Genomic DNA, 9666 nt, shown 5'->3' with positions numbered 1-9666 from the left:
CTCCTATCCCTGTTACTTCCTAATTCCTTTTTAGTGGGGGAGTGTGAACAGTTACATTGCTAGGTGGTTGAATTAGTTGTTGCAAAATTGATTGTGGGATAGATTGAAGTTGATCATGGTAAGCGATTGCGCCGAGCGCAGTGCCGCAGGCAATCGCTATTCCAGGAGAACCACCCGCAAACTGTATAATATTTGGGTGATTGAGAATTTCAGAACGTCCCACATTTTCTAAAACTGTGGTGATTTGGGCGTTGTTTAGTCGCTGGAAAGGAATCAGTTGACAACGGCTGGTAATTGTAGCCAGTAACCTTTGGGGTTGGGATGAAATGAGGATAATTGTGCCGGATATTGGCTCTTCCAAAGTTTTCAGGAGTGCATTAGCAGCAGTGGGTGGCATTCTTTCAGCATTTTCTACCACGACAATTTTGTAAGGTGCAATTAGAGGGGAGGTAGACAGAAATTGGGTGATTTCTCGAATCTGCTCAATTCTAATTTGGGATGGAGTTTTTCGCAGTACCCCAGAATCTGCTATTTCACTCTCACTGAACAACTGTTTTTGGTGTAGGTATGTTGGTTCAACCCATAAAATATCAGGACAGTTAGCTAGGTTTTGGATGTTGAAAATTTCAGCGATCAAGCATTTAGCAGCTAATGATTTTCCTACTCCGTTTGCTCCAGCAAACAAATACGCAGGGACAATTCGGTTGTGTGCGATCGCACCTTTGAGTAAAGATACCGCTAAATTTTGACCAATGATTTTTGATAACTGCCAGTTTTCTGCAATTGGCTGTGTAGATTCGGAATCTATACCTTGAGAAGGTTCACAAACAGAAAGGTCTGTTGTGAGATGAAGTAGATCAAGTTGCTTCATTTTTTGAGTTTTGGAAATTGTTGATTAGACATCTCCAGAAATTTAATCTCCCTCCAACAACCGGAGCATTTTAGGTTAAATTTCCGAGGTGTCTATTGCATTTGCAAGAAGTAATACCTACGAGCAAAGTTTGATAATTTGAGTTTGCAAGGCGAGTTTTTCATCTACACCAGATTTCAGCATTAGCTCTAGTTCCAACAGCATTTTCAAACTATTTTTCAGCTTGTTTACACAACAATTAGCAACCTCTTGGCGGATGTAATACAAGCGTTTGGGATTTTTCACGTCTGCAAGTTGGGCTATTTTATTGTCGTCTTGACACCCGGTGATGATCATCTGTTTGACTGTTAGCCAAGTGCGAAAGGTTGTAGTCAGGGTAGCGGTAATCTTTAAGGTTGGTTCGTTACAGTTAATTAAGCGTTCAACAAATTCCAATGCTTGAGCAATGTTACCCAAGCGAATGGCGTTGGCTAGTTGTAAACTATTAGCAGCACTTTCTGAGACTAATTCTTTCACCATATTCCCATTGACTGTTTTACCCAAAGCATAGGTTTTGAGCTTTTCTAGTTCAGTGAATATCAGTCGTGTATGATTGCCTGTGTAATCAATTAATACTTTGTAAGCATCGGTGGTGAGTGTTACACCTACTTCGTCAGCTAAAGTACGAGCTTGCTGTATTAATGCTTGGGTTTGCCATTGGGGAATGAGAGGAAATTCTTTTACCTGTGCGTACTCCAGTAGGAGTTTGACGGATTTATTTCTCGCGTCAGGTTTGTGAGTGTTGGTGATAAGGAGTGTATTTGTGGAGGGAATTGTGGGGAGAATGGACTCCAACTGCAACAAAATTTCTTTTGAACAAACTCCCAGTAATGTGCTGTTGGGCAAATGTACTAATCTTCCTCCACTCCCAACTGGTGGTGTCATGATATCGGATAATGCTTGAGGAATGGTTTCTTTAGATTCTGGGGGGTATTCTGTATAGTTGAAGTTTGCCCATTGTTCATCTAAGATATGTGACAATACGGTTCGGTTAACGAAAATTACCACGCAAAGAACCAATTGTATAAAACCAACAAAATATTGAAAATTTGGGGTTTTGTGCCTCAACCGAACCGTATTGAGATCTGTGAGGCAAAGCAACCATAAATCATTGAGGAATATCATGAACCTACTAAAGTGCATCCCCGTAACGCTTATACTCATTGCATCGTCAGTTGCCAACGCGCAACCTACCTATCTCACTGGATCTAAACTACGAAGTGCAATCGAAGGACAGACGCTTTTGGCCAAAGATTGGGCGGAGTTCTACGCACTCGACGGGACGATATTCGGGAAAGTCCACTATTGGGGGACTCATGACTACACCGGAAAGTGGACTGCATATCAAGATCGCATCTGCTACGACTATCCCCAAAATAAACAATCCAACACATGCTCTCGACTTACGCTCAACGGTAACAAAGTCACCCACTACACCCTCAAGGGAGAACAGAAGAACGACGGCGTAACCTTGAGGAAATCTGGAAACGCACTGAATCAGTTCAAATAATTTCACTGTTCACGCTATACTAACGGAGAAATCTAACCTTTCGATTCGATAGCTAACAGACATCTCTACCAATATAAGCAACTGTGCTTGCAGATTTTTTGATGTTCAAAAAATCTGCAAGCCTTATACGTTTTTGTTTCTACGTTTTTTTCAGCAAACCCTAAATAAACCTATGCGAAACTGGCCGATAATTACAATTTTCTCAATCTTTTGTATGAATATGCTATTTTTTCTTGGATATCGAGTCCCTATTGATACAACTATAAAAATCGTTGAATTGCCTAAAGAGCCTGAAGAACTAGACAAATTGTTAAAAGAATCAGAGGAAAAATTTGATGATATTATCCCTGGAACTGAAAAAGTTATTCTTTGGGCAAATCCCTTAAAAAAGCAGAAAACAAAAATAGCAATTGTTTACATACACGGGTTTTCATCAACGAGACAGGATATGTATCCTTTGTGTGAAAATGTTACTAAAAGTTTACAAGCCAATCTTTTTCATACCCGATTAACAGGCCACGGACGTGGCAGTAAACCTTTGGCAGAAGCATCAGTAAACGATTGGATAAATGATACTTTTGAAGCAGTAGAGATAGGCAGAATGATAGGAGAAAAAGTAGTAATTATAAGTTCTTCTACAGGATCAGCACTTACTATGTGGTTAGCATCTGAAGTTAAAAGGATGAATGATGATGTTGTAGCATTAGTGTTCATATCCCCAAATTTTAGTCTAAAACAACCTATTAGTAATGTTCTATTATGGCCTTGGGGAAAAACTATAGCAAAAATAATTATAGGCTCTAATCGAAGTTGGAAACCTCTCAACCCAGAACAGGGAAGATACTGGACAACTAGTTATCCTGTTGAAGCTCTTTTGCCCATGATGGGAACAGTAAAAATTGCTAGAAAAGCAAAAGTTGAAAATATCAGACAGCCAGTGCTAATGATTTTTTCACCATTTGATCAGGTAGTTAATACTAAAAAAACTGAAAATATATTCAATCGATTAGGAACTACTAGCCAACAAGAGACATATACCAAGAAAATTGTATATATTAATGAAAGCCAAGATCCTTATAATCATATTATTGTTGGCGATATTGTATCTCCAATGAATAATGAAATAGTAACTAAAAATATTTTGAATTTTCTTGAAAAATTGCTATAAAATTTAAGTAATTGGACATAAATAAACTTAACTGTGTTCTTGATAAAAAACCTATGTCAGAAAAAGAAAAAGAGCCTTCCCAATTAATCAGTTTTAGCGGTGGTCAGGTTTCTCATATCCAACTTGGAGGAATTGCGGGTCGAGATATGAATATGTCCCAAAATCAACAAATTGGAATAAGTGAATCTTCTAAACCACTAGCTCAAGCGGATGTAGTTGAATTAATTGCCGAGATTGAGGCATTGTTTCGCAGTTCGGATTTACCAGAAACGCAGACAGCGAAAGCAATCAAGCATCTAGAATCTGCTAAAGATGAGGCACAGCAAGAAGAACCTGATAAGGATTTTGCTGCCAAGAGTTTGCAACGGGCGACGAAAGTTCTCAAGGAAGCAGATGAAACTGTTGAAGCAGGGACAAGTCTTTGGCAGAAAGTTGACCCCATTATAACTAAACTTCTACCTTGGCTGGGGGTAGCGGCTAGTTTCTTTACTGGAATGGTATAAAAATGGTATAAAGTTATGCCTTCTCTAGAAAAGAAATATCGATACTGCAAAAGGCTTTTATCTTCTTTTTCGGAGATGTCTGTTGTACACCACGTTTATTGCTTCGCCACCGTTTTGGTACTTATTTCACATCAGGTGTAAGAGGATGTTTGAAAAGTTTATGGCGAATATAATTCGCTACTACACAAACTAGGTACACCTGCGTGGACTAACGGAAAATCAAGGCTTTTGAACCCACGGAGGTGGGTTTTGTTTGTGTAGCCGCGACTTCTAGTCGCCAGGGCAAGTAATAATTTAGACTTTTCAAACTTTTCAAACAACCTCTAAGTTATGAGCCAATATTCACCTTCCGAAGAACCACCATCAAGCCAGAATCTAGAAATTGGAGGTAATGCTTCTCTTGAGAAAGTTCAAGTGGGGGGAATAGCTGGTCGTGACTTGTATGTGAATCAAATTCAGGTTCAGGGGGGATCTGTGTCTGTTACCATTTACGACCGCCTGTTGACTTCTGATGGGCTGAGTTCACCACCGAACATTTCTGCTCCCCCTGTGACTCAAACTCAAGAAGAATTCAGGTATAGGAAAAGCTTGCTTAATAGAGTCAAAAAAATATGGATTGAAGGGATATTAGAAAAATCGCTGCATAAGCAAGTCTTGAGTGAATTGCGACTACAAGAAGAAAAATCATCTGTGCTATCTCAGGTTAGTAGCTCTCAGAACTTTACTGACGAGTCCATAGCACTTTTTCCTAAAGAGAAAGAGGGTACGGAAGTCTTACCGAATATAGGAGAAGGCCGTACCCTATTGATTTTAGGAGACCCAGGATCAGGTAAAACAACAATCCTGCTCAAAATGGCAAAGAGCCTAATTGACGACGCGGAGAAAGATTTACATAAGCTGGTTCCGGTAGTGTTTAAATTGTCGTCTTGGACAAATAAAAAGTTAACAATTGCAGAATGGCTAGTTGAAGAACTGCAAGAGCAATACAGTATTTCTAAGAAGGACTTGACTAAAAACTGGATAAGAAACCAAAAACTAATCTTGTTATTCGATGGACTAGACGAAGTACAAAAGACAGATCGAAATGTTTGTGTTCAAGCCTTGAACAAGTTCACGACAGAACATGAGATAACAGATGTGGTGGTGTCTTGCCGTATCCAAGAATATCGAAAGCTTTCAGAGCAATTAAAGCTGCAAAGTATTATTAATATTCAACCTTTAACTGATCAGCAGATTGATGAACAATTGGATCAAGCTGGTAATAAATTGGTTGCTTTAAAAAGCCTAATTCAACAAGATAATAAATTACGAAAATTGGCAAAATCACCCTTGATTTTAAGCGTAATGAGCCTGACTTATCAAAACTATACATTGGAGGCTGTGCGTCAAGAAACTTTATCAGAAAACTTCTATTCAGTCCTGTTCAAGAACTATATTAATCGGATGTTGTTACAGAAGCCGATAATTGCAACAAAATATACTGGTATTGGTAAACAAGTTATAATATTTGCCTTCTACCTCCTTATACAGCCTAGTAAGTCCCATTTACATAGATATGATACAAAGTCATATCGACTAGGAAAACTACTTCTATACGATGACCGATATTCTCGACCCCAGTTGATAAACTGGCTAATTTGGTTAGCACAACGAATGTTTGAAAAAAGTCAAACGATATTTTTAATTGAAAAAATTCAACCAAATTGGTTGGAAAGCAGAACTCAAAAACGACATTATTATTTAACAGTTTTAATGATTACCGAAATAATTAGTTCTTCACTTGGATTAATTCATATTCCACTACAACCAGTTGATAATTGGAAATATGCTTTAGCTACTGGAATATTGAGTGGATTTTGCGTTCCATTATATTATGTATGGGATTATTTTCTGAATAAAAATAAAGAAGAAATTCGGTTGGTTGAGAAGCTGGATTGGAGTTGGAAAGAAAGACTTAATAATCTAAGTAAATATTTACCACTAAGTTTAATTATTGGCTTCATAGTCGCTTTACCATCAGCTTGGCTTGAAATGCATGGGATAATTGATTTGTATAAGGCAGGTATTGAGAAAAATATTATTCATCACGCAAACTCGATTAATTTAGCCATGCTGTTATCAATTTACACATTTCTTGTATCAGTTTTTATTTTGTTTATATTTGGATTTACTTCTGATATACCACCTAAAGAAATATCTAGGGAATTATATCCAAATCAAGGCATTTTTATCTCTCTTCAAAATACTCTATTTATTGGATTAACTGATTGGATAATTAGTGTTTTATTTTTCTTCTTAATTGGTTATTATATACAAATGCACCCGATAATTCAAGCAATAAAATATGCAGTATCTTATGGATTTATGGGAGCGGTGTTATTTGCTATCTGTTCTTCTAGTGGAAAAACTTGTATTAAGCATTTTGCTTTGCGGGTTATCCTGTATCAAAATAAGTTAATTCCTTGGAATTATGCTAAATTTTTGGATGATACTAGTGAGCTTTTATTCTTACAAAAAGTCGGTATTGGTTATGAGTTTTTTCATCAGGAGTTTCGTGATTATTTGTCCCAACTTTCTCAGAATAAAAAACATTTTGAATGACACTGAATTAATTTTGAATAATTTAGTATAATCTCCCACTCAAAACAGACTCAACTGCTTCCCCACATCACCTTGAGGCTCAACAACCGAAAGTAACTCATCTCGTTTTTTAGCAATCAACTCCAAATAATACCCAGTGGAATAGGCTTCAGAATTAGTCAACCCCGTAATTCCTTGATAAAACGTCACAACATCCCCAGTATTACCCAGAACCAAAAGAGCCTTTTCACCTTTCTTAATTTTCCGAGTCACCTGTAACTGTTCCACAGGAAAATCACCAGAACGAATAACCTTGGTTAATTCCTGGTAATATTGTTCTGCCTTAGCCTTTGACAGAAGATATTGTGTCAGGTAGTTCAAAGGAAACTCCTTTTCTAGACGAGAGCGATAGCGAAGCGCTCCGTAGGAATCGCGTTTCCGCCATGAACCCTTAGTAGTAATTTTACCATCTTCATGCCAGATAATATAATTCTTAGCTCCTCTAGAGGGAACAAACATCGCTTGAGCAAGGATTTCCAACTCGATTTTGATACCAGTAGGTAAAGCATTTTGCAACTGCTCAAATATCAGCAGAGGTTCAGAGTGGGAGAAGAACACACCATCAGTATCACTTTCAACCTGGATACCTCCCGCTTTTTCAATCACATCAATCATGAATCGCAGAATCCGTCTACCATAAGCTGTAACCAGTGCAGCAGCTTCCATATCGTTAAAACCAACACCAGAAGTCCCATAAAAGCCAAACAACGAGTTGACACTTTGAGAGCAGCTTCAGCTTGTTTAGCAGCTAAGTCTCCAGCTTTTCCTAATTCTTTGAGTCTGAGTCGTTCCCTGGTGAGATAATCGAGAATACTTAACCCCACTCGTTGCGTATCCTTGCGGGAGCAAATCCCATATTTAAGCATAATGCTGGGATACAGACTGGAAACATCAATTTTGGCAATGTGTTTGTGTAAACCTGGTACAGAAATTACCAGTCCCCCCTCAAATTTCAACTTCAGATCAGCCGTTGGTTTGTAACCTGGATATTGTCTTTCTAAAACTCGCTGCCATTTAGTACCATTACCAGTGAGCGATAGTTGTTGTAAATTCATCCCTGGTACTATCAGCGATTCATAGTAATAGGAAGGAACTAATTTATCAGCAATTAATTTCGTATCTTCCAAGTCATAAATTAGGTATGTTCTGATTTTTTTCCATCCTTGAGAACCTGCACCTTCACCCCAACAATATTGAATTTCTTGGGGAGTTAAAACCAACCTAGCAGATTCTCGCAATCCCATTTCTATGACTGCACTTTTTAGGGAATGTTGATATAATGCTTTATTGACAAAATCCCATCTCAGGACACAAATATAAACATCAATATGTTGGCTATTGCTGATGAATATTTCCGAAATATTCATGGGCTTACCAAATACCTGTGCTGTCTTGATAATTCTCGATTGCTGAGAAATATTAAATGGATGAGATATGTTATTGATTAGACATCTAGTAATGATAAATGGAAAATCAAATTCTGTACCGTTGTATGTGAGAACTACATCAGGAGAAATAGACTGAAAATAGGAAAGAAATTGGCAGAGTAATTTTGATTCATTTTCATCCATAAATACAAAATACTCGCCCAATTCATTCATACAACCAATAGCGAAAATTCTATCTTTACTAGGAATCAGCCCTGAAGTTTCAATATCAATAACCATTTGCTTCAGGGCATTGTAAGGTTTGATAGTCTGTAAAGGTTGCCAGTATTTATAAACAGTATTATCTGTGTAGAAGATGTTTAATTTATCTTCGGCAACGGTAATTTGATTATCGCTTTTGGTGATAAAATGACGATGATTGTAATTAATATTCATTGTGATTACGAGTTATTTACTAATTGTTTTTATCTTTTGATTTTGAAAAGGAATCAATTTACATCTATAACGGCATTAGCCGCTAATATTTAAAAAACTTGTTACAAATAGATTTTCAAAATAATCGCTGTGGTAATTTTATAATGTCATCCCAAATTAATATGAAACTCCATAGAATAAAATATCAGGAATAATAGAACGCAGATGAACGCGGATAAACACAGATGAAGATGGAATAATGAATTTCATGATTCTGTGCAGCTTCACAAAAAATTGGTGTAAGAAATTAGGGATTTCCAAATAAAAATATGTCCCAAAACTAACGCAAAAACCCTCTCTATTTCTTCTCTCTCTGTGTTCTCTGTGCCTGGAGTGGTTCGTTTGTTCATTTATTGGGATAATTTGTTTCCTGGAAGTCCCTTAACTAATTTAGGAATTAGTATTTGATGGAAAATTTAAAAGCCATTCATTGTGAATGGTTGGTTATATAGCAATCCTAACTTATTCTGAAAATTGACATTTATTATCTTTCCACCTCTGGGTAAGGCTATTTCCATAAATGAATCTTCAAAAATCAGATAAGATTGCTATATCAATTCATAGAATATTATCGAGAAGATGATAACTGTTGTACCGTTTCTACCCAAATAGGAGCTTTCTTACCATTGACTGGAATCAAAGAATTCCAATGTTCTTGCAGGGATTCAAGACTCATATTTGGTAACTTCTGTTGTCCCCAAGCGATCGCATCAGCAGGTGTTTTCCAATTCGTCCAAGGTGGATTTTCAGCAAGGGGAATAACTTGACTCGATTTTGTGGAATTAGCCGCAGGTAGTAAACCTAAAATAGCAACCTCTAACCATAACTGTGGTTGAGTAGATAATTTTACCTGTACTTCACATTGTCCTGACAGGAGGACAAGATAGCTAGAAGGTAGATAGAGCAAGCTCCATAGCTCTTTGCCCTTTGATGTAATCCTTCAACCGATAGCGGCTAAATTGCATTAGTTCTTCTATACTTTTTTGGAACATTTGATGTACCCCAAGCCAATAATAGACAGGGCTATTTCATTCTAAATAATTGCTTGAGTGTGCTAAGACCAAAACCAGCGA

At 37.3% G+C, this 9666-nt stretch carries 8 protein-coding genes; 3 read left to right on the top strand and 5 right to left on the bottom strand.

Translation table 11 applies throughout. The features are described from left to right. Positions 1-19 precede the first annotated feature (19 nt). Together FJR05_RS20650 and holA are read right to left on the bottom strand one after the other, a co-directional pair. Positions 20-871: an AAA family ATPase gene (locus FJR05_RS20650; RefSeq protein ID WP_254447001.1), complete on the bottom strand. Its 852-nt coding sequence runs from the start codon at positions 869-871 to the stop codon at positions 20-22. 117 nt (positions 872-988) lie between these two features. Continuing rightward, positions 989-1891 (bottom strand): DNA polymerase III subunit delta, encoded by a 903-nt coding sequence (holA, locus tag FJR05_RS20645; protein ID WP_254447000.1) that lies wholly within the window; start codon positions 1889-1891, stop codon positions 989-991. 743 nt (positions 1892-2634) lie between these two features. Between holA and FJR05_RS20640 the strand changes: the two genes are divergently transcribed. The 3 genes from FJR05_RS20640 to FJR05_RS20630 all read left to right on the top strand — a co-directional run bounded on the left by FJR05_RS20640 (position 2635) and on the right by FJR05_RS20630 (position 6692). Continuing rightward, positions 2635-3588 carry a carboxylesterase gene (locus FJR05_RS20640; RefSeq protein ID WP_168645850.1) on the top strand — a complete coding sequence of 318 codons (954 nt, stop codon included), beginning with the start codon at positions 2635-2637 and terminating at the stop codon, positions 3586-3588. A 53-nt stretch (positions 3589-3641) separates the two neighbouring features. Further along, positions 3642-4091 carry a hypothetical protein gene (locus FJR05_RS20635; protein ID WP_168645849.1) on the top strand — a complete coding sequence of 150 codons (450 nt, stop codon included), beginning with the start codon at positions 3642-3644 and terminating at the stop codon, positions 4089-4091. Between the two features lie 330 nt (positions 4092-4421). Beyond that, a complete protein-coding gene (locus FJR05_RS20630; RefSeq protein WP_168645848.1) occupies positions 4422-6692 on the top strand; it encodes an NACHT domain-containing NTPase in 2271 nt (756 codons plus the stop codon). Positions 6693-6731: 39 nt separating this feature from the next. Here the strand turns inward: FJR05_RS20630 and FJR05_RS27435 are convergent, their stop codons facing one another. From FJR05_RS27435 to FJR05_RS20620, 3 genes are all read right to left on the bottom strand, one after another. Next, on the bottom strand, positions 6732-7397 hold the full coding sequence (locus FJR05_RS27435) for a hypothetical protein (protein WP_254446999.1): 666 nt from the start codon (positions 7395-7397) through the stop codon (positions 6732-6734). Continuing rightward, positions 7343-8554, bottom strand: coding sequence for a 3'-5' exonuclease (locus FJR05_RS20625; RefSeq protein WP_254446998.1), 1212 nt, complete (start codon positions 8552-8554; stop codon positions 7343-7345). Before FJR05_RS20625 ends, FJR05_RS27435 begins: the two co-directional genes overlap by 55 nt. 607 nt (positions 8555-9161) lie before the next feature. Further along, positions 9162-9500: a hypothetical protein gene (locus FJR05_RS20620; protein ID WP_254446997.1), complete on the bottom strand. Its 339-nt coding sequence runs from the start codon at positions 9498-9500 to the stop codon at positions 9162-9164. Positions 9501-9666: the final 166 nt, after the last annotated feature.

This window comes from Dolichospermum sp. UHCC 0259 (assembly GCF_009711935.1).
In the GTDB taxonomy this organism is placed as follows: domain Bacteria; phylum Cyanobacteriota; class Cyanobacteriia; order Cyanobacteriales; family Nostocaceae; genus Dolichospermum.
Note: the sequence above shows the minus strand (reverse complement) of the source record. Positions and strands in the feature narration are given on the sequence as shown.

Excerpts from the sequence above, each read along its gene's own strand:
- FJR05_RS20640 (WP_168645850.1), top strand. The coding sequence starts at position 2,635 with ATGAATATGCTATTTTTTCTTGGATATCGAGTCCCTATTGATACAACT.
- FJR05_RS20630 (WP_168645848.1), top strand. The coding sequence starts at position 4,422 with ATGAGCCAATATTCACCTTCCGAAGAACCACCATCAAGCCAGAATCTA.
- FJR05_RS27435 (WP_254446999.1), bottom strand. The coding sequence starts at position 7,397 with ATGGAAGCTGCTGCACTGGTTACAGCTTATGGTAGACGGATTCTGCGA.
- FJR05_RS20650 (WP_254447001.1), bottom strand. The coding sequence starts at position 871 with ATGAAGCAACTTGATCTACTTCATCTCACAACAGACCTTTCTGTTTGT.
- FJR05_RS20635 (WP_168645849.1), top strand. The coding sequence starts at position 3,642 with ATGTCAGAAAAAGAAAAAGAGCCTTCCCAATTAATCAGTTTTAGCGGT.
- FJR05_RS20625 (WP_254446998.1), bottom strand. The coding sequence starts at position 8,554 with ATGAATATTAATTACAATCATCGTCATTTTATCACCAAAAGCGATAAT.